Consider the following 20,161-nt stretch of genomic DNA (forward strand, 5'->3'; position numbering starts at 1 on the left):
TCCGACTTATTTCCACTCCAATTCATGAAATCTAAAAATCTAAAGTTGATTCAATTCTATCGATTCAAGACAATCATTATGTACCCATGCTACATTAAAACAGATATACTCTTTTAATGTCTAGTCACTTGTCTTAAATATTTAAATCTAACTTCATTACAATTTCACCATCTTCAATTTCTCCAGTTTCTATGAACCCCATGCTTTCGTATAAATGTTTTCCTACGACATTACCAGGAACATAATCTAGAAACACATAGTCAAACTCATAAATCGCCATATACCACATTCACGTTCTTTTTCATCCCAATCTAGCATCATAAACCCTATTACTTCTTCATCGTTATATATAGCATATGGTTTTGCTTCCTCATGATAAAGCCATGCTTGTGCTAAAGAATAAACATTTGAGGCTACGTATTTACTTTGTTCCTCATTTAACTTCATCCCTATGATTGTTCTAAAATTTTTTTCGTTTACTTCTTTTAATGATACCATGTTAGATTCCTTTCTGCTGATAGTATTGTTTATAATAATAGGAATTCCAAATTTCTTCTTTGATATTTTGACAACAATTAATAGTGATTAACAAACATCATTGGAAATAACTCTATCCTTCAAATTGGATTGCATAATAATGACAATGATGTAACACTCCATGATAGCTAATGTCATCTTCTTAATTACTTTATTGGTTAACAGCTCAATCATCACTTTTTGATCAGTATCTTGATATGGCTTGATTTCTAATCGGTCGGTCTTAATTATTTTATCCATTTGATTACTCCTCTTTTATGTTGTGAAGATCATAATCTTTACCACAAATTCAAATTTTGTTGGATTCGTATTCTGCCTGCAAGCCGATTATGTCGAATTCCTGTTTATTGATTGCTTCCATCCAATTTCACAACATAGTAAATCTCTATCAATTGGAATTTTCACTATATATTCAAACGAGTCCTATCATTAAGAATTTGACGAATTATTCACTTCGTTTCTCAACAAGTGATAGAAACTGCATAGCCCAGAACGTCAAGTCACATTCCAGCGCATATTTGCGCTTATAATCTAGCTCGAGCTTGACGTCAACATATGCTGTCGGATACTCAATGTTGTTGGATAAATAGCGTCTGTACTTCGGTAACTCAAAATACGTCCGCAATACACCGTCTGCATCAAGAGCATCTTCAATGTTCGCAACAGATTCTTTTATTATGTTAACGTTTTGGCCGACACCAAGCATCGCTAGTGTGTAGGAATCCGGATAATACTCGTCAGATTCGATATACGGGTAGTTATATTTCTTTTTTGAGTTATCATTGTATTTTGTTATTTCATTGAGCGAAGATATTTCAAGTATACGTTCAAATCCTTTGAGAGATGTTTCTTGAAAGCTACGAACCTCGTCCGTGTCGTCGCCGTATCCTAGCATTGCCTGCATTGTGTAGAAAAGCGCCAGCTGTTGCCACTGTTAAGACCAACGAAGCGGTTTTCAAAACGAGGTATTTCTGGAGGTATATACGAAAACTCAGCACGTAAAACGTTCTCATTACGTATTGCCACAATGAAGTTTTTGATAATAGGGTGATTGTTCGGTATGGCATAATATGAAAGCAGACGCGCAGCGGCCTCTCCGTCCTCAAGGGGTGTATGGTGAAGTATTATGCCATTCCAGTTTGACCAGCTAAGACACCCACTTCCGATATAACCATTTGGCTTGACGTAGCTCTGTACGAGCTTAAAAATTGCTTTATTTAAGACACGTTTTATATTTTTATTGCGAGCATACAAAAAACTATTTTCATCTTTATAATTCAACAGCTTCTTCTAATAATTTATTCAACTCAATACCTCCATATTTTTAAGATACATCTAACAGTTCTATGCAATAACTTAATAATAGCAACGTTTGCCATTAATTATACTCCAAAAATCTCCAAGTTTCTATAATACTTTAAACAAATTACCTTAAAATAAATTTGAGAAGCTAAAAGAACCCCGAATATAGCAATATCTCTTAAGCCAATGATTTTGTTATACTTAGTTCATGAAAATTAAGTGATACTTAATCCGAGAAATCATACATAGTTATTCTTAATCTGAGAAAATATATTGACTATTCTTAAAAACTGAGCTATATTATATTAGAATAACAAAAATTTTGATGATTTGAGGTGGAGAAGTGATTAAATTTTCTTGCTAATATTATTATGCATAACAAAGAGTTCATGTGCAGGATGTCTGCACTGCTGTTTTTGTTGTGCGATTGCAAGAAAGTTTGATACCTATTCACTCATATAAGTTTGCCTTACCATATCTGGTTTGGTTTAACTTTGATATATTTATGAGATGCAAGAAGTAACTTTCTTGCATCTCATTTTTTTATACGGAGGTATTGATAAATGTCTTTAATTAATGTAGCAAATCTAACTTTTGCTTATGAAGGAAGTTACAATAATATTTTTGAAGGTGTCAGCTTTCAAATCGACACAAATTGGCGACTAGGCTTTACTGGACGTAATGGCAGAGGAAAAACCACTTTCCTTAAGCTGCTGCTGGGAAAATATGATTACAGCGGAACAATTTCGAGTAGCGTCGTATTTGAGTATTTTCCCTATGAAGTATCTGATACAGAATCTTTTACAATTGATGTAATACGTGAGATTAGTCCGAATGCGCTAGACTGGGAGATCATGCGTGAGTTGTCCTTACTTGATGTGACAGATGATGTTCTATATCGGCAGTTTTTCACACTTTCAAAGGGAGAGCAAACAAAAGCACTACTAGCTGCTTTGTTCCTAAAAGAAAATAGTTTCCTACTGATTGATGAGCCGACCAACCACCTTGATGCTATGGCACGAATGATATTGAGTAATTATCTAAAAAGCAAGAATGGATATATTTTAGTTTCTCATGACCGTGCTTTTTTAGATAACTGTGTTGATCATATTCTCGCTATCAATAAGACTAATATTGAGATACAGAAAGGTAACTTTTCCTCATGGTGGAATAACAAAGAACTGCAGGATAACTTTGAATTGGCCGAAAATGAAAAACGGAAAAAGGATATCAACCGTTTAACGGCTGCCGCACAAAGAACATCCGACTGGTCTGATAGCGTGGAAAAAAGCAAGCATGGAACAACCAATTCAGGCAGTAAGCTTGATAAAGGATTTGTTGGACATAAAGCGGCCAAGATGATGAAGCGTTCAAAAAGTATTGAGGGCCGCCAACAAGCCCTAATCGATGAGAAATCGAAATTGCTTAAAAATATCGAGAGCAGCGAAACTTTAAAAATTGCTCCCCTGCGATATCATACAAATCGTCTGGTGGAGCTCTCTGACATTTCTATTTCTTATGGAGAAAGAGTCGTTTGCTCAGATGTAAGTTTTACGATAGACCAAGGTGATCGAATAGCCTTGCAAGGGAAAAATGGATGTGGTAAATCCAGTATTCTGAAACTGATTTGTGGAGAAGAAATTGCCCACACTGGAATATTGAGAAAGAACGGAAGTCTAAAGATCTCCTATGTTTCACAAGATACAAAAAACTTAAGTGGAACTCTGACTGATTATGCACAGTTCAATTGCCTTGATGAAAGTCTCTTTAAGGCGATCCTGCGTAAACTTGATTTTTCAAGAGAGCAATTTGAAAGAAGTCTTGAAGATTTTAGTGAAGGTCAAAAGAAAAAGGTGCTAATCGCAAAAAGCCTTTGTGAACAAGCGCATCTGTATATCTGGGATGAGCCATTAAACTATATCGATGTCCTGTCACGAATGCAGATAGAAACGTTGTTACTTGAATATCAACCAACAATTTTGTTTGTTGAGCACGATAGTGCTTTTTGCAGCAATATTGCTAATAAAATTGTACAATTATAAATACGGAAAAAGGTGAAACTATGATTACCAATAAAATTGCCATTTCTCATGACAAACTCCATGCAAAGCCAGATGTTGCTGGCGGTCTTTGCATGGAGTAATAAGAAATAACCGCCACTCATGCTGGCTTTGCTTCTTGATAATTTCAATTTTCAGGAGGAAAGCCTACATGAACTATTCAAAATATGAAACAATGAAACAACTTATAGCGGACATGAAGTTACCGGATTATCGCTATGAGCAAATTATAAAAGCAATCTTTTCACAACACACTTCAACTTTTGAAAAGATGAGCACACTACCTTTAGAATTAAAGAAATCTTTGATAAATACCTTCGGGCCATCTGTCTGCTGCACTGTACCAGTTGCGTGTCAGACCTCAGGACAAGCGGATAAAATATTATTTTCACTACCGGATGGCAACCGCGTGGAAACAGTAAACCTGCATTACAAAAAGGGGTGGGAATCTTTTTGCATCTCGTCTCAATGCGGCTGTGGTTTCGGCTGCCAATTTTGTGCGACTGGAACTCTTGGCCACAAACGTAATATGACTGCGGATGAAATTACAGATCAACTCCTGTATTTTCATCTAAATGGACATAAGCTTAACAGTATTTCCTTTATGGGAATGGGTGAACCATTAGCCAATCCAAATCTGTTTGACGCCTTGAATATTTTAAACGATTCGTCTCTGTTTGGTTTAAGCCAAAGGCGTATCACCATATCAACGATTGGGATTATACCAGGTATCAAACGGTTAACACATGAGTTTCCTCAAATCAATTTGGCCTATTCGCTGCACTCCCCTTTTGAAAACCAACGGAGCGAATTGATGCCTGTGAATCGTTCATTTCCACTCCATGAGGTAATGAACGCGCTAGACAATCACATTCGACATACCGGGCGACGATTGTTCCTTGCTTATATCATGCTTAATGGAGTAAACGATTCGGTGGATCATGCAAAAGCTTTAGTAGAACTGTTGCAGGACCGTGGACCCTGGGCACATTTATATCATGTTGATCTAATTCCATATAACGCAACAGATAAAACTCCACGAAAATTTGCCTCATCTGACAAAATTACTATGAAAAGATTCCGCGATATTTTGCATGCGAATGGTATTAGTGTAGCTACAAGAACACAATTTGGTTCAGACATCAGTGCTGCATGTGGACAGCTCTTGGGTGAGAAAGATGTATAGCAACTACTAAATCATTTCATAAGAAAAATGAGGTATCATTGTAAACGGATTATATATGAGTAACCACTGCTCTTACAAATTAAAATAGAGAGTGGTTGCTCTTTATATTCATTACCTTAGGAATTAAAGCTTATACTTTTTGTTCCTTTAGGATAATAAAAATCTATCCATACAAAAGGTAAGCCACCTGAAAAGGTATTGAAATATTGCTTATTTCTGCTCTTCTATTTAACTTGTTCCGTTATTATGGATTTCACTTCAACTAAAATAGCGTTTCCACATACATCATTCTGTAACGTTCAAATAGTAAAATACCTTATCATTATTTTTTCGCTGACTGTTCCATCCATATTCAATAGCATCTTTAACATTTTTAGCATCCTGAAAGGAACTTCCTCTTTTTTTACAATGCTCGGCAAGCAACCCATCGCTTATATCTAGATATACTATCACTTCACAGTCCAAAAGTATTAATGAAAATATTGGTTGCCCTGCCTTAACTGACACTCTTTCTTTTACAAGTTTACTTGTAAAACTCCCAATTTCTCTTGTCCACGGTTTCTTACAGATATATGCTTCCTCGTCCTTAGTCAATTGCGGCCACAGTGCCTCATCCATATCAACCGTTCCTGGTATTTGTTTCTGCAATGTTGATTTTCCACAACAGGTGGTTCCCAGTACACAAACTCTATCATTTTTATGCTTCTCAAATATAGCATTTAATGCATTTATCGTTTCCTGAACCGATGTTATTACTGCCATTTTCGCCTAATCCTCTCTTTTTAGAATTAATCCCATTGTCCTGGAAATCTTAATTTCTGTAGTTGTGGAAAGTTTTTATTATATTCTTCTACTTCTTCCCTTGGAAGATTTTCAAAGACATTCGATTCGTAAAATTTTCCTTTTATGTTTTTCATACCATCCTTTACTAATTCAATTCCCATAAATGCATCAAAGTTTTTACCATCAGCCGTTTTAATATGAAAGTTGTCACATGTTTTAAATCCTATTCTAGGATAATAATCAGGTTCACCAAAAATTACAATGCCTTTATACCCTTTATTGGCAGCTAAGTTCATTGTTTCTCTTAATAACAGCTCACCTACTCCAGATCCTTGCCATTTAGGCTCTACACACAGAGGTCCAAAGGTTATAATTTCATGTGTATCTGCACCATCAACAACGAGCGCTTTTGAATACATTATACATCCTATTACAACTCCATCCTTTACTGCTATTCTGCTTAGTTCTGGAAGATAGTCTTTATCTTGTCGTAATTTATGTACAAGGTAATGTTCGTCACATCCAAGATGATGTTTATTCCAAAATGCATGTTGCGTCATTAACTCTACATTGTACCAATCATCCTTTGTTTCCATTCTAATTTCAATTTCTTCAAGATTTAATCTTTTCTTTTCTACTGGAAACCATCCAAATTCTAACCTTACTTCTTTTCTTTGCAAATCATTATTCTTGTAGCAACAAGTATCCATACCAATTAAGCTAAAACCTTCATGCTGATAAAAATCTACTGCATTAACATTACAAGATTGTGTTTCCAGTATAATAGCTCGACGGCGCTCTCTCCTTGCTTGTTCTTTTGCAATTTCAATTAACGCATGACCTATTCCTTGCTTCTGATAGTTTTCTTCTACCCATAGTTCTGTAATTCTTAGACGATTAGACCATAATTCTTGGTCAGTCTCCATTGCAGCGACTAATTCATTATTAACTAATACTCCCCAAGCATACGCATTCTCCCAATGATCTTCATATAACTTATCTGGAAAATTATTTTCTTCCGGTGTATGAGTCACTGGCTCTGTAAATTCTTTCTTTTCTATCTCAATGGTAAATCCTTTCTCTGTTTTATTTACTATAACATCATAATATTTATCTGTTTTATACTTTATTGGAATTATAGTTCCCTTCCATTTCTCTTTTGGTAAATGTACAATTTCATATACCATAATCTTTATCCTCTCTTTTTATATAAATTTTACTTCTGCTCACTTTACGGTTGTCATAATTCCTTAAACAAAATCCTGTTAGACTTCATCTTTAATAAATAATTTGTTTTTCGCATTGTCTTGATAATGTTAGCTTAGCATTTCTAAAACCAACTTTTTTACACGGTAATATATTCCATATTACACTGTTTCATGCCATTATTCAATCATATTTACTCTTACAATACATAGCATAACGCTCTTTAATTTCATCTCGTTGTTCCGAGTTCTTCTTGGAGAAACCATTCCAGTTGACGGACAATTTTTTTTCGGAAACACATATAAAAACGCCGATTCCAAATTTCTTGTGGAATCGACGTTTTTATATGATTTCTATATGCTGTTATTCATCCATGTTGCAATGATAATTCCGTCGTTTTCATCCATAAATGCATGCTCACTGTTTTCAGAAACAGTGAGATTACAGTTGAATTTACTGGAAAAATCATTTATGACTTTATAACTTTGAAGATTGTCTTTTGCGCCATATAAAATGTGTGTTGGAGCATTCCATTTGTCAATCAGATGTTCTTTTACATACATATAATACAGCCAAGACATTGTATCAATAGGAGTCGGAATTTCTCCTTGTTCTTTAAGTTGTTCCTCAGATATATTGAACCATATAAACATCTGCTGAATAAGATATTCCATATTAACAATAGGTGATTGAAAAAGACAGTTCTCAAAATTCTTATCACGATAAGCATGGAGGCTGAAAAAGGCGCCTAAACTGCACCCGAATAATGAAACTTTATCCCATTTTCTAAAAACATAATCACCGATTAGAGTTAAGTCTGTAATTCCATTCATAATGTTGCATTTATACTCTTGATCAGACCTCTCTCCATGCTCAGGAAGATCAAAACTGATTGTTTGATAACCCTTGCTTGCGACAATCTCAGCAAAAACTTCTGCACTCTCTTTATTTGACATCTTGCCATGGACAAAAATATATGCTTTGCTTGATTTTTCTCCCCATACAATAGCGGGGATGTTCTCAATATAGATTTTCTCTTTAATCATTTCTCCTCCAAATCTTGGGATAAACAATGGAAGCACCGTTTTTCTATCACGTAAATACAGTGCTTCCTTTAGTCCTATTTGTTTTATTCATTTAATAAATTATAATACCTTTCGATCTTATCACTTAAATCCCGCACGCTAATATATCTAGCCTCTCTAATTGTCACTTTCCCCTCAACAAATACAAGAATGGCAGGTATGGTAAAAAAGTTATAGGACACTGCAATATTATGTGATTTTTCTACATCTACATAAATACTTTTAATCTTTGGATACTCCTCTAGTATTTTTTCTACTTTCGGTTTCAAATCAGTACATACTCCGCAGGTTTTATTTCCAAAATAAATCAAAACCATATTATTACTATCTAATGATTGTTTTATTAATTCTAATGAATCATAATTCTCCAATTAAGATCAACTCCTTTATTAATTAATTTTAATATAGTTCTTTCTAAAAGTATATATTATAGTGATCTTCTTTTCTAAAATATAGTTCTTTGAAGATTAAAGAATGTAGAAATAGAGTTTATCTTTATCTTCCATTACAAGACCGAATAAAAGTATACTTCGCTAACTATTCCTTACCATAAAAAATCCGTCTACTTGTGTAGACGGATTTTAGGCATTACTAATTGTAAACATTACCATATTTTTATTACAAGTATATTATTTTTTTGCTATCTGATATATTTAAAGTACATCGATGAAAATTCTCTTGAATTTTTTGAAATTTTGGAGTTGCATTAATTTTTTAATATACTTGGCCGATAGTGTGCAGAAATCCTCACAATTCTTACTAAATCAGTTCATTTGTTAATATCCTTTTGTGGTGATTTTAATAAGTTGAATCCGATTGTCCCAACTAAAATCGCAATAATTCCTATATAATGATAATAGTTTAATTGCTCGTGTAAAAACACAATTCCAACCAGAATGCTAACAACCGTCGCTACATTATTAAACAGACTTACCGTCGTTGCTTCTAATTTTCCCAACGCATACGTTGAAAGAATGCTAGAGATGAAAGAAGCAATAACACCCAGATATAAGATTGACAAAACAAAAGACAGATTTGTAAATGGTTTAAAATATGCTCCGAGGTTGCCCACCACCAAATGTTGAATGACTGAAACTAAATTGAAAATAACACAGCCACAAATACTTACAACATATACTATCGTCATAGCAGAATAGCCTTTGGATAGCTTTTTAATAAATACATTGTAAATCGAAAATGACGCAACAGACATTAAAATAAATAGGAATCCAAGATAACTGTAATTTCCTATGTTAAATCCCTTCATTGTGTTGATAAAAATAACACCTAACACAGATAAAATCATGAAAACAGTTTGTGGCCTATTGGCACGTTCTTTCAACACAATTCTTGCGACAATGAATGTCAAAATAGGAGAAATTGCATATACAATCCCTGCTTCCGAAGAGGTTATAATTGTCAGACCAAGAGTTTGGAACAGAAAGAAAACAACGGGATAAGCAAGTCCAAAGGGAGCTACTTTCTTCCAATCTGATAAACTAACACTTATGCTGTTTGGTTTAAAAAACTTATATAACAAAACGGAAATAGCAGTCACTGTAAATCTATGTGCCAATAATCCTATGGTATCTGTACTGTTCAAAGCAACCTTAACGACAGAAAACGAAAAACCTATAATTAGTGATTGAAGTGTAATAGCTAAATAGGCTTTTGTAGAATTTCTCATAATAATCATCCTTTTTTTTGAAATTGCAGCCAGTATCAATCTTGCTATCAAACTGCATCCTATCCTGAACTGCTGATTACATTGTACTATGGAAAAATATCTGATACAATAGGCATAAGTTCAATCTGTACCGGTACAGGAGTGTAAAAAATGGAAAAGTATATTTTAATATCGAATGAATTGGAAGAACTTATAAATTCATCTGTTTTAAACGAGGGCGATAAATTGCAATCTGTTCGAGCATTATCGCAAGATTATAAATGCAGCAAGAGTACTATTATAAAAGCCCTTGAAGACTTAACAAAGAAGCATCTAATCTATTCCGTTCCTAAAAGCGGGTATTATGTTGTGAAAAAGACATTCGGTGAGGTTCAAGGCAGTAAATTGCTTGATTTCACTAACACCGCTCCAAACTGGAGTCACTTTCCGTATTCCGATTTTCAGCACTGTCTTAATAAGGCCTTTGACACTTATCAACAAGACTTGTTTCAATACGGCACCCTCCGTGGCCTCCCATCGTTAATTGATGAAGCAAAGCGGCTTCTTGAATCCTATAAAGTTTTTTGCAATAGTGAAAACATTGTTATTTGCTCAGGTGTGCAACAAGCATTAAATATTTTGTGTCAAATACCATTTCCAAACAATAAAAGGAATATTTTAATCGAAGAACCGGGTTATCATTTGTTCATACAAACATTAAAAATTTTGAATATACCTGTTTCCACAATAAAAAGAGAACCTCATGGGATTGATATTAATAAACTAGAAGAAATTTTCCGTACCGGAGATATAAAGTTTTTCTACCTTATGCCTCGCATTCATAATCCTTTAGGAGTGTCTTACACCAAAGAACAAAAAAATCGGATTATCTTTCTAGCAAACAAATATGATGTTTATTTGGTTGAAGATGACTATTTAGCCGACTTTGAAACGGATTTAAAAGCCGAACCATTATACTTTTATGATATAAATCAGAGAGTTATTTATCTGAAAAGTTTTTCAAAAATAATGTTTCCGGGTTTACGAGTTGGCTTTGCGGTACTCCCGGAAGCTATTTGTGAACTATTTGCAGAATACAAACGCTTGATAGATATTGATAGCTCCATGTTTTCACAGGGAGCATTAGACATTTATATCAAAAGCGGTATGTTCAGCAGACATATTCATCAAGTCAGAAAAGTTTATGATGAAAAAACAAAAAAGCTAGTAGCTTCATTTAAACTCCATAAAATTGATTGGTTGCTACCCCAAACGAAGATTAAAGGAGCAAAGACATTTTTGGAATTACCCACCTCTATGAATAAATCTATTTTAATAAATTCTCTGCGCAAGCAAGGTATAATCATTGAGGGTCTGGAAAAGCACTACTACACAAATAATCAAAATGATAAAAGATTAAAACTTGATATTGCTAATATAGATATTGAAAAAATTGAGGGTGCTGTTGAGATTATCAGTAATGAAGTTATGTAGCAGATAAAATAGGCAGAAAGCACTATACTCGCTAAATAGCAGGCAGGGCTTCCGTCTGTTCGCTGTCTATCTCGCTGTTTGGGGTTTCGGTAATTGCATCCATATGCACGAGATTATGAAATTGAAGCTTGCCTGCTATATTAGGCCATCACAGTAAGGTGGCAGCCTCTCCCTCAGCAAATATAATACTTTTTTGCACACAAAAGGCCCTCCAATCTCTCGACTGCCATTGAAAGGCCCTTAAAGCGCGCATATAATTACCTACCAATACTAATGTTATTGGTAATAGATCACAATAAAAGTATTGGCCGATAACAATATAAACAGGAGTAAACTAAGCTGACTATAAACTTTAGAGACGATAAATTATAATTCTGCAAGGTATTTTACAGTACGAATCATTTGGCTAGTAAAAGAGTTTTCGTTATCATACCATGCGGCTATTTTCACCAGCGTATCTGCTCCTAATTCTGCTACTTTTGTTTGTGTTGCATCAAACAATCCACCATAGTTCATGCCAATTATATCCGACGATACAATCTGTTCCTCTGTATATCCGTATTGCTCTGATTGGGATTGCTTCATCTTCTGATTCACCTGTTCCACTGTAACGGAGCCTTCCACTACCGCAGACAATTCTGTGAGTGAGCCTGCCATAATCGGCACCCTTTGAGATGTTCCATCCAATTTTCCGTTTAAGGCTGGAATCACCTGTCCAATAGCCTTAGCCGCTCCGGTAGTCGTAGGAATGATGTTTCCAGCTGCAGAGCGTGCTCTACGCAAGTCACCTTTGGCATGGGGGCCATCAAGGGTATTCTGGTCATTTGTATAGGCGTGAATTGTAGTCATGAAGCCTTTCTTGATAGGTGCTAGCTCGTTCAAGAAATATGCCATTGGAGCAAGACAATTCGTGGTGCAAGATGCTGCTGAAACAATGGTATCTTCTTTTGTCAAGGTGTGTTCATTGATACCGTAAACAATAGTGGGAACATCTTTTCCCGCAGCGGTGGATATCAATACTTTTCTTGCGCCCGCATTAATATGTGCGGCGGCCGCACTTTTTGATGCAAAAAATCCCGTACACTCCAGAACCACATCGATTTGTAATTTTTCCCACGGTAGTTCGCTGGGGTCTTTTTGGGCATAGATTGGAATAGTCACACCGTCCACAATCAAGCTGTTCTCATTGTAGCTAATTGCTTTGTTGTATTGTCCCTGTGTGGTATCATATTTTAGCAAATGTGCAAGCATTTGGGGGCTTGTAAGGTCATTGATGGCAGCAATCCTATATCCTTCCTCATTAAAAAGTTGCCGGAACGCAAGCCTTCCAATTCGGCCGAAGCCATTTATTGCAATGTTAATATCCATAATAGACACCTTCCTTTCTTAATAAAACCTCGTGTTCAACGCATTTTTATTATATCACTTGACTTTTTGTGCTACAATGTTATAAACGAAGTATCTAACTATACTATCTGTTAGGAGAGTGCTATGCCACAATATGACCAATATAAAAATAGAAGCGTAGATATTGAATTTGCAGCAGTCGAAGATTTTGAAAATCTTCCTTATCCAGAACGGTTTACTCTGATATTTATTACAAATGGGATTATAAAGGCGCAGTTGAATGAACGACCAATAGAAATTTCTGCCCCTGGCGTTCTATGCTTGTCTATGGATGATAAACTGCAAGTTATCAACAAGGATAATATCTCCGCACAATCCTTTAGTTTTCATCCCGATTTTTTCAAAACATCCCGAATTTTTGAAACACAAACATACAAGCCAAGCAACTTAAAGATACAAGTCGGTCTTTCACTTTTTCAAAGGGACAATTCCCAAACTGGTATACTTCATATAACTAGCAAAGCATTTCCTCAACTGTTTGAATGGTTTTTTATACTGGGAACAGAAGTGTATGCACATAGTAATGCACTTTGGGTATGCAGAATTAAAAAATATCTTATACAGATTTTAAGGCTACTTGAGGACTTAAACCATCAAATCGAGCAATCTCCTATTGATTTGGCTTTAGATTATATACACACAAACTATCCGGGCAAAGTCACATTGGAAGATTTAACGAATTGTGCACATTTGAATCGTATATCGCTCAATGAAATGTTCCAAAAAAGATGTGGGTGTACCGCTATGGGATATCTACTATCATATCGGTTAAAGGTTGCAGGGGATCTTCTCGTTCATACAGATATGACCTTAGATGAAATTGCCCGTTCCATCGGATTTCAGTATGATACTTACTTTATAAAACAATTTACAGCCAAAAGAGAAATGTCACCCACAGCATTTCGGAACACTCATCGAAATCTTCAGCATTATTAAACAGATTTCCTCGAATTATATCCCTCAAACACAGGACGGGTTTTGGCATAATCCACAAAGCCGCCTTACTCTAATAAACAAAAAACAACAGCTTCCTCCTAACACTAGCTGTTGTTTTTTTATAAGCTCACTTTATTAAAGAATTTCGTCTATATATCTTGCTGGGTAATGCTTTCACAAAAACTTATTTCTTTCGATACGCTTCCCACCCACAAATGCCTAGTCCAATTACCATTATAAATAGCGATGCACCAAAAGGTTCTAAAAGGTCTGCCCCTAGTAAGTCTCCTTTTAGTCCTCCAATGCCATTGTATATACATGGATTCATCACTGCATAAGTAAAACAAAAGAAGGCACTTATAAATCCTATAATACAAATCATACATCCAAGTATAAATTTTTTCATACCGTACCTCCTGACTAATAGCATAATATCTTATAAATGCATGCTGCGCGAACTTTCACTTGATATAAAAACTACACGCTTTACTATTGCTTCCATGACAAAGCAATTTACAGCATTTGCAATTATGATTCTCTATGACAGAAAGATAATAGATATTAATAAATCAGCAAACAGCTAACTTCCTGAAGATTTACAGATACCAAATGAAATACCAATACATCATTTAATATCCCATACTTCAGGTCTACACAATAATTATTCTTTTGACGATGATCTGTTTATTGGTGATGATAGAAAAGTTTACTCACAGATAGAATTTTTTCATAAATATATACTTCGGCAACCAGTAGAGACGCCAGGATCACGATTTAATTATAATAATTCTAACTATAATTTACTCGCATGGATTATAGAAAATGTGACTGGTATGAGTTATGAAGAATTCCTCAAAGAAAACATATTCAAACCGTTATCAATGAACAATACGGAAGTAGACGATGGCATACGAGTTCTGGTTAATAAGGCAGATAACTATTCCCGTGATTATGATAAGTGGGTAAAAGCCCCTTATTATAACGAAAAATTTAGTATTGGCGCAGGAGCCATTATATCTACATGTGAAGATCTTTATAAATGGTTTTGTTGTTTACGCGATAAAAAGCTAATATCTGAAAAAAAATATGATTGGTACTTTCAGGAGAACTTAAATACTTATTGTTATGGATTACAGCATAGTACTGTGTACGGGACCGATAAATATTGGCATGGCGGTGATCATATGGGAATCCAGACTTATATACAGAATTTTTTCGATGAGAACTTATGTATAATTATTTTATCTAACAACGAATCTTTAAATCAATATAAGTTTGGTGATTCAATTTCAGATATGCTTCATAATATTGATAAAAAAATTCCTGAAAAGCTGGTAGAAATTCCAATAAGTGCTGAGGATAAGATAAAGTATTGTGGTACGTATTTAGAAGGAAAGATAAAAGTTGAAGAAATCAATGGTAAACTATATTTCACAAGATTTAAAGGAAATTTGTATATTGAAATATATCATGTTGGGAATGGTAGATTTGCACGAAGATATCAAGAACAAATAAATCCTTACGTTTTGGCAGAAGGTGATGATGGTATACCACAATTCTTTGGATATAGGAAAGTGTCAAGCCAGGAATAATCCTATAAACTTATTATAATTACTAGTATGTGTAAATAGGAAGTTGCCAACTTTAATTTGACAGCTTCCTTTTCAGATACACTTACTCAAATAATTTTGATAATCATTTTTCATCTAAAATGAATTTTTCTCGAAGCAAAGTTTCAAACTTTCTCATATATAAAAGTCAACTTTGTATCACTGAACATAACTCTTCATTCCTTTTATTTATTCCGCCAAAAGATAATACTTAAATTTATAGTGATATAAAAAGCACACTAAGAGAGATATTGCAGTACAAATAACATAGACCAGGTCACTAAAAGGATTTGCTTTACTCATCTTAGCATTTACAATAAACCCTCCAATTAAAAGTACTGCTAATACATACGTTTCGAATTCTTTAAAATACGGTATTGATATTAAAAGGAGAAAAAGTGCATACAAAACAATTGGATAAACTAAAATAAATAATACACCAAATTTAAAAGTGCTCATTGAAAGTTTAATCGATAAATAAGACATATTTCTCGTATTAAATTTTATCTCTAGTTCCTGCGTAATCCACATAATTGTAAATGATGTAAATAACCAGAATGTATTACTAATAACTTTACCGAGAAATATTTCTAAAAAGGTAACATTTCTGATTAATGTCAGCCTTTTCAATGGCGATAAATCATCAATAACAAAATTAAAAACGCAACTTACTGCAACAAATATAAACTGAAATAAAATAATTATAGAAAAAAAAGGTACTAAATTACGTGCCGAGCGAGGTAAGATAACTAATACTATATCAGCTATAATACTTAAACATAAAAATAGACGAATATGATACCACCTTTTTATTGAATCCCATTTCAATACCTTAAACATGAGTTATCACCTCCAAATAGTATTCTTCTATTGATTTTTTGTGGATACTACGAATTTCATCACAGTTACGGAGAATGGCTTTATCTTTCATTAAAATGATGATTTCATCAAATAGGAATTCTAATTCTTTCAATAAATGCGTTGCAATAATGATTGTTGCATCCTCTGGTTTGTTTTCTAGTATTATTTTCTTTAAATCATATTTTATTTGAGGATCAATCCCAGCAAAAGGTTCATCCATTAGATACAATTTTCCCTTTCTTGATAGTGTTAATAATAAACATAATCGCTCTTGGTTTCCTTTTGATAATTTTTGTATCTTTTGTTTTTGATCAAGCTTTAGTTGCTCACATAATCTCAAGGCACATTTACGATCAAAGTCATCGAAAAAATCAGTGAAGTAGTCTATTGCCATCGAGACAGTAAAGAATGGAAATAATTGTTTTGGGTCAACTAAAGCGATACTCTCTTTTTCTTTTTTATTTGTCTCTCTCCCATTATAAAAAACTCTCCCACGACTTTGTTTTCGATAACCACCTATAATGTCAAGTAAAGTTGTTTTTCCTAATCCATTATTTCCAATTAAACCAATGATACGACCAGGTTCAATCGTAAAGCTAATATCCTTAAATACTACATTCCTACCATATTTTTTCATCAAATTATCGACTCGGATTACATCATTCATTCTTAATCACCCCTTTTATTAATTCAAATATATCATTATCTCTCAGCCCTAAATTCTTCATATTGTTTACGTATTCTTTCGTCTTTTCTATCACCATTTGTTGTTCCAGGTGCAAATGGCATCCTGGTTTTACAAAACTACCTACCCCTTTTTTTGAATATATTACACCCTCTAATTCTAATTGCGCTAATGCTCTCTGAATTGTTAACGCCGTTACTTCATAAATTACCGATAACTCCCGAACTGAAGGTAATTTATCATCATTGTTATATTCACCATTTAGAATTTTCTCCTTTAATTGCATACTTATCTGTAGATAAATCGGCATATCTGAACGAAAACCCATTCCTAATCTCCTCATCTTCCAAAGTTTAATTTCCAATAAATACGTTACTCTATGACTTGTTCTCTTATTCCTCCTCCATATTTTCTCCCCGTATCACTGTGTTACTTATGTATATATGTATGCGGCTATTATTTTTTCTATGACATAAAAAGTAAATGAACTTTCTTTGTCAGCAATATAAAAGAATACTTCGTGAGCTTTCCTTTCTATTAACAAAAAACAACAGCTTCCTCTTAAGTCCACCGTATCATAGGGACGATTTAGTGTAAGCAAAATGGATACGAAAAAGGGTGTTACAGAACTAACATAGGTTAGTTCCGTAACACCCCTTTTCTTCGTTATAATTGAGATTAGCTTTTGCTGACTAAAACCACTATATAACAAACAAATTCTTATGCTATTCGCCTCTTCTTTCTGTCGTATATTACAACGGTCACAATTGAAACAAGAACAATCACAGTATTTGCGGCAATGGTTCCCGCCCAAGTCATAGGCAGGATGCCAAAGACAGGGGATGCCGCATTGAAAATGGTGTGGAATAATACGCACATAAACACACGACCTTTTCCTGATATTTTGTAAATTGCCCCGTTGAAAAACCGAAACGCAATGAGTTGAACTGCAAACATCCAAAAGCTAATGTATCCATCGTAGTGCCCCGTCCCCGGAATGAAGAAGAGAGGGAGATGCCATAAAAGCCAAATTACTCCGACAGAAACAGAAGATAAAACAAAGCCATATTTTTTGTCTAGCTCAGGCTGTAAAATGTACATCCAGCCAGCTTCCTCCAAGCCGCCGATAATAAGATTACCAGGCAGGGAAAGGAAAAACATATAAAATGGAAGCACCATTTCCGTGCGGCCTGAAACTGCAAGATGTATCAAAAAATACAGTGCAAGCCCTGCAACAACGAACAAATAAAGAGATATGTTATTTTTGACGTAGAAAACTGTTTTCAGCCATTCCTTAAAATCTGCTATTTTGTTATTTTTCTTCAGAACGATATATGAAGCAATAGCGGGTGACAAAATATAGATTGCAAAAGGAATATTCATCCCTAAGTTCTGTAATGATTCTTGAACCGTAGAGTTAACCGAAAATCCGAATTGCCCTAGAGCTATCAAAGAACCTGACGCAAGATAGGCTATGCAAAATGTCAGCATCGTAAAGTGTACTATGATTTTTTTGTCTGTCACGATTTCTTCACCTCACTTTTGAAGTATACATTAAATATTAATAAATGGACGCTTTGACTTTCATCGAATAAATTAAAGTTTATCCAAATGAATTGCTCCATATTCCCTGATATTCATAGGATATATATTTTTCTGATCAATGAACTTAGACATATAATCTATATAATTAGCAGTTTCTACTTTTGGAATAATGCTCATAATAACACCTGAAAATCCTCCACCATGAATACGGCAACTGCCATCTCCTATTTTCTTTATGAAAATTTCTGTTAAAGCAAGTGCTAAATTAATCTTTTGGTCTTTATTATCTGTTGCAACATAGCAGTTTTGCAGCCACTTCCAGGAAGAGTTTCCGGATTCTTCAATAATCTTTAGGAGGTGCTTCTCATTATGATCTGCTACTGCTTGTATCGCTTCCTCTACTCTTCGATTCTCTTCATAAAAATGCATAGAACGAAGTAATGCTCTGTCATTTTCAAGACTTTCTTCCAGCTCTTTAAAATGCTCCAAAAAGGTAGGTAAGTTACTATCACAAAGCAAGGTCCCACCTAGCTTGTTAGCGACTGCTTTCATTTCCATAGGAATATCAGAATATTCCTGACTTAAATCTGCATGACCTTTACCTGTATTTACAATGATTAAGTCATATCCAATCTTTGAAAATGAAAAGTCCACTTTTTCATACTTCACATCATTCGAAAAATCTAAGGAAATCGTTCCGCCAACCGCACATGCCATCTGATCCATTAATCCAGATGCTTTGCTCCAATACTTATTTTCTGCATATTGACCAATCTTTGCGTAATCAATATAGCTCATTTTGCTGTCATTAAAAAAGTAGTTAATAATAGAACAAATCAACATCTCAAAAGAAGCAGATGAACTTACTCCAGCGGCACTAATTACACTGGTTGATATGTATGCGTTAAAACCAGCAGCCTTAAAACCTGAATTTGTTGTAGCTTTCATCATACCTGCAATCAAGGAAAGTGAACCTTGATTGATAGGAACTTCATCTATCTTTGATAAATCCAATCGAATCTCATTCTCATAACCTTCACTGAAAATTGAGATGATATTTGAATTATTCGGATACGCGGCACCAATAGTATCCAATGTAATACTTGCAGCTAAAATTTTCCCACCATTATGATCTGTATGATTACCAACGATTTCTGTTCTTCCTGGTGCAGAGAAAAATTCCATCTGCTCGGAATTAAAATGTTCCATAAACTGTTGTGATAAAGCTTCGTAACGCTTTATGCTAGTCTCACATTCTCCATAGACTTTATTCAGTATTTCTATACTAGGATGTATCATATTCAAAATCTCCTTTACTTTACTTTTTATCTTTTTTAATTTTATAACGGATAAATAGAAATACAATCAATTCAATAAGTATAATCGAACCTGCTATTACTGAATTAATAATAATTTGAGTGTACCATGGTGTTGAATATAAAGCATATAGCTCTTGATTATTTCGGTAATCTATCCATATCCAAATAATTTTTCCTAGATATACGCCAATACACGAACATATTGTTATTTCCATAAATCTTTTTAATTTGAGTAACACACGCATCGCCACCTTTCAAGTTTAAATTGTCGCTCATACTGATTTTATAAAATTAACGTCGTAGTAATTTAATTTTATCTTACCTTATTTTGCGCCAATATGCTACTTTATTTCAAGGTCTGCGTACAGATAACCATTTGCAAAAATAGAGTATGTAATACAGATTCTCTGTTATCAAGTTTCTTATGATTACCCTGAATTCATTATAATAATTTTTAATAAAAAATCCTTAAAGAAAAT

General features: G+C 34.2%; 21 protein-coding genes. 5 read left to right on the forward strand and 16 right to left on the reverse strand.

The genetic code is table 11. From position 1 onward, the window contains the following. Positions 1-133: 133 nt before the first annotated feature. From CPHY_RS22335 to CPHY_RS11470, 4 genes are all read right to left on the reverse strand, one after another. Complete coding sequence (locus tag CPHY_RS22335) at positions 134-256, reverse strand: N-acetyltransferase (RefSeq protein ID WP_278183979.1); 123 nt, start codon at positions 254-256, stop codon at positions 134-136. Continuing rightward, the gene (locus CPHY_RS11460; protein WP_012200238.1) at positions 247-498 is read right to left on the reverse strand and encodes a hypothetical protein; all 252 of its coding nucleotides are present in this window, start codon (positions 496-498) and stop codon (positions 247-249) included. Before CPHY_RS11460 ends, CPHY_RS22335 begins: the two co-directional genes overlap by 10 nt. A gap of 87 nt (positions 499-585) precedes the next feature. Beyond that, positions 586-777: a hypothetical protein gene (locus CPHY_RS11465; RefSeq protein WP_041703561.1), complete on the reverse strand. Its 192-nt coding sequence runs from the start codon at positions 775-777 to the stop codon at positions 586-588. Between the two features lie 205 nt (positions 778-982). After that, entirely contained in the window at positions 983-1,441 is a 459-nt protein-coding gene (locus CPHY_RS11470) for a hypothetical protein (RefSeq protein WP_012200239.1), read from the reverse strand. Positions 1,442-2,402: 961 nt separating this feature from the next. On the opposite strand from CPHY_RS11470, the gene CPHY_RS11480 reads away from it, so the two are divergent. Further along, entirely contained in the window at positions 2,403-3,881 is a 1,479-nt protein-coding gene (locus CPHY_RS11480) for an Lsa family ABC-F type ribosomal protection protein (RefSeq protein ID WP_012200240.1), read from the forward strand. Between the two features lie 169 nt (positions 3,882-4,050). After that, the gene (locus CPHY_RS11485; RefSeq protein ID WP_012200241.1) at positions 4,051-5,085 is read left to right on the forward strand and encodes a Cfr family 23S rRNA (adenine(2503)-C(8))-methyltransferase; all 1,035 of its coding nucleotides are present in this window, start codon (positions 4,051-4,053) and stop codon (positions 5,083-5,085) included. A gap of 285 nt (positions 5,086-5,370) precedes the next feature. Here CPHY_RS11485 and CPHY_RS11490 read toward each other — a convergent pair whose 3' ends face one another. From CPHY_RS11490 to CPHY_RS11515, 5 genes are all read right to left on the reverse strand, one after another. Next, positions 5,371-5,847 carry a hypothetical protein gene (locus tag CPHY_RS11490; protein ID WP_012200242.1) on the reverse strand — a complete coding sequence of 159 codons (477 nt, stop codon included), beginning with the start codon at positions 5,845-5,847 and terminating at the stop codon, positions 5,371-5,373. A gap of 26 nt (positions 5,848-5,873) precedes the next feature. Then, the gene (locus tag CPHY_RS22170) at positions 5,874-7,055 is read right to left on the reverse strand and encodes a GNAT family N-acetyltransferase (RefSeq protein ID WP_242657946.1); all 1,182 of its coding nucleotides are present in this window, start codon (positions 7,053-7,055) and stop codon (positions 5,874-5,876) included. Positions 7,056-7,427: 372 nt separating this feature from the next. Then, on the reverse strand, positions 7,428-8,120 hold the full coding sequence (locus tag CPHY_RS11505) for an alpha/beta hydrolase (RefSeq protein WP_012200244.1): 693 nt from the start codon (positions 8,118-8,120) through the stop codon (positions 7,428-7,430). Positions 8,121-8,203: 83 nt separating this feature from the next. Further along, on the reverse strand, positions 8,204-8,530 hold the full coding sequence (locus tag CPHY_RS11510) for a thioredoxin family protein (protein WP_012200245.1): 327 nt from the start codon (positions 8,528-8,530) through the stop codon (positions 8,204-8,206). A gap of 398 nt (positions 8,531-8,928) precedes the next feature. Next, positions 8,929-9,846 (reverse strand): DMT family transporter, encoded by a 918-nt coding sequence (locus CPHY_RS11515; RefSeq protein ID WP_012200246.1) that lies wholly within the window; start codon positions 9,844-9,846, stop codon positions 8,929-8,931. Positions 9,847-9,996: 150 nt separating this feature from the next. Here CPHY_RS11515 and CPHY_RS11520 point away from each other — a divergent pair, with 150 nt between their 5' ends. Beyond that, positions 9,997-11,319, forward strand: a complete 1,323-nt coding sequence (locus tag CPHY_RS11520) for an aminotransferase-like domain-containing protein (protein ID WP_012200247.1) — start codon at positions 9,997-9,999, stop codon at positions 11,317-11,319. A gap of 366 nt (positions 11,320-11,685) precedes the next feature. Here CPHY_RS11520 and gap read toward each other — a convergent pair whose 3' ends face one another. Beyond that, positions 11,686-12,687: a type I glyceraldehyde-3-phosphate dehydrogenase gene (gap, locus tag CPHY_RS11525; RefSeq protein ID WP_012200248.1), complete on the reverse strand. Its 1,002-nt coding sequence runs from the start codon at positions 12,685-12,687 to the stop codon at positions 11,686-11,688. 123 nt (positions 12,688-12,810) lie between these two features. On the opposite strand from gap, the gene CPHY_RS11530 reads away from it, so the two are divergent. Further along, positions 12,811-13,662 carry a helix-turn-helix domain-containing protein gene (locus CPHY_RS11530; protein ID WP_012200249.1) on the forward strand — a complete coding sequence of 284 codons (852 nt, stop codon included), beginning with the start codon at positions 12,811-12,813 and terminating at the stop codon, positions 13,660-13,662. Between the two features lie 184 nt (positions 13,663-13,846). On the opposite strand, the gene CPHY_RS11535 is transcribed toward CPHY_RS11530, so the two are convergent. Then, complete coding sequence (locus CPHY_RS11535) at positions 13,847-14,068, reverse strand: hypothetical protein (RefSeq protein ID WP_012200250.1); 222 nt, start codon at positions 14,066-14,068, stop codon at positions 13,847-13,849. A gap of 214 nt (positions 14,069-14,282) precedes the next feature. On the opposite strand from CPHY_RS11535, the gene CPHY_RS11540 reads away from it, so the two are divergent. Further along, complete coding sequence (locus tag CPHY_RS11540; protein WP_330370915.1) at positions 14,283-15,254, forward strand: serine hydrolase domain-containing protein; 972 nt, start codon at positions 14,283-14,285, stop codon at positions 15,252-15,254. A gap of 207 nt (positions 15,255-15,461) precedes the next feature. Here CPHY_RS11540 and CPHY_RS11545 read toward each other — a convergent pair whose 3' ends face one another. The 5 genes from CPHY_RS11545 to CPHY_RS11565 all read right to left on the reverse strand — a co-directional run bounded on the left by CPHY_RS11545 (position 15,462) and on the right by CPHY_RS11565 (position 19,662). Then, a complete protein-coding gene (locus CPHY_RS11545; RefSeq protein WP_012200252.1) occupies positions 15,462-16,112 on the reverse strand; it encodes a hypothetical protein in 651 nt (216 codons plus the stop codon). After that, positions 16,105-16,800, reverse strand: coding sequence for an ATP-binding cassette domain-containing protein (locus CPHY_RS11550; RefSeq protein ID WP_012200253.1), 696 nt, complete (start codon positions 16,798-16,800; stop codon positions 16,105-16,107). The genes CPHY_RS11545 and CPHY_RS11550 overlap by 8 nt, the downstream gene beginning before the upstream one ends. Then, entirely contained in the window at positions 16,793-17,146 is a 354-nt protein-coding gene (locus CPHY_RS11555; RefSeq protein WP_012200254.1) for a GntR family transcriptional regulator, read from the reverse strand. The genes CPHY_RS11550 and CPHY_RS11555 overlap by 8 nt, the downstream gene beginning before the upstream one ends. A gap of 392 nt (positions 17,147-17,538) precedes the next feature. Then, positions 17,539-18,342, reverse strand: coding sequence for a CPBP family intramembrane glutamic endopeptidase (locus CPHY_RS11560; RefSeq protein ID WP_012200255.1), 804 nt, complete (start codon positions 18,340-18,342; stop codon positions 17,539-17,541). Between the two features lie 72 nt (positions 18,343-18,414). Further along, positions 18,415-19,662 (reverse strand): galactokinase, encoded by a 1,248-nt coding sequence (locus CPHY_RS11565; RefSeq protein ID WP_012200256.1) that lies wholly within the window; start codon positions 19,660-19,662, stop codon positions 18,415-18,417. Positions 19,663-20,161 lie beyond the last annotated feature (499 nt).

Origin of the sequence: Lachnoclostridium phytofermentans ISDg, assembly GCF_000018685.1 — a bacterium.
Taxonomy (GTDB): domain Bacteria; phylum Bacillota; class Clostridia; order Lachnospirales; family Lachnospiraceae; genus Lachnoclostridium; species Lachnoclostridium phytofermentans.

Bases quoted from the DNA above. Each gene is read 5' to 3' on its own strand.
- CPHY_RS22170 (WP_242657946.1), bottom strand. From the start codon at position 7,055: ATGGTATATGAAATTGTACATTTACCAAAAGAGAAATGGAAGGGAACT.
- CPHY_RS11555 (WP_012200254.1), bottom strand. From the start codon at position 17,146: ATGGGTTTTCGTTCAGATATGCCGATTTATCTACAGATAAGTATGCAA.
- CPHY_RS11460 (WP_012200238.1), bottom strand. From the start codon at position 498: ATGGTATCATTAAAAGAAGTAAACGAAAAAAATTTTAGAACAATCATA.
- CPHY_RS11535 (WP_012200250.1), bottom strand. From the start codon at position 14,068: ATGAAAAAATTTATACTTGGATGTATGATTTGTATTATAGGATTTATA.
- CPHY_RS11545 (WP_012200252.1), bottom strand. From the start codon at position 16,112: ATGTTTAAGGTATTGAAATGGGATTCAATAAAAAGGTGGTATCATATT.
- CPHY_RS11550 (WP_012200253.1), bottom strand. From the start codon at position 16,800: ATGAATGATGTAATCCGAGTCGATAATTTGATGAAAAAATATGGTAGG.
- gap (WP_012200248.1), bottom strand. From the start codon at position 12,687: ATGGATATTAACATTGCAATAAATGGCTTCGGCCGAATTGGAAGGCTT.
- CPHY_RS11565 (WP_012200256.1), bottom strand. From the start codon at position 19,662: ATGATACATCCTAGTATAGAAATACTGAATAAAGTCTATGGAGAATGT.
- CPHY_RS11465 (WP_041703561.1), bottom strand. From the start codon at position 777: ATGGATAAAATAATTAAGACCGACCGATTAGAAATCAAGCCATATCAA.
- CPHY_RS11520 (WP_012200247.1), top strand. From the start codon at position 9,997: ATGGAAAAGTATATTTTAATATCGAATGAATTGGAAGAACTTATAAAT.
- CPHY_RS11530 (WP_012200249.1), top strand. From the start codon at position 12,811: ATGCCACAATATGACCAATATAAAAATAGAAGCGTAGATATTGAATTT.
- CPHY_RS11505 (WP_012200244.1), bottom strand. From the start codon at position 8,120: ATGATTAAAGAGAAAATCTATATTGAGAACATCCCCGCTATTGTATGG.
- CPHY_RS11515 (WP_012200246.1), bottom strand. From the start codon at position 9,846: ATGAGAAATTCTACAAAAGCCTATTTAGCTATTACACTTCAATCACTA.
- CPHY_RS11470 (WP_012200239.1), bottom strand. From the start codon at position 1,441: ATGCAGGCAATGCTAGGATACGGCGACGACACGGACGAGGTTCGTAGC.
- CPHY_RS11490 (WP_012200242.1), bottom strand. From the start codon at position 5,847: ATGGCAGTAATAACATCGGTTCAGGAAACGATAAATGCATTAAATGCT.
- CPHY_RS11485 (WP_012200241.1), top strand. From the start codon at position 4,051: ATGAACTATTCAAAATATGAAACAATGAAACAACTTATAGCGGACATG.
- CPHY_RS11480 (WP_012200240.1), top strand. From the start codon at position 2,403: ATGTCTTTAATTAATGTAGCAAATCTAACTTTTGCTTATGAAGGAAGT.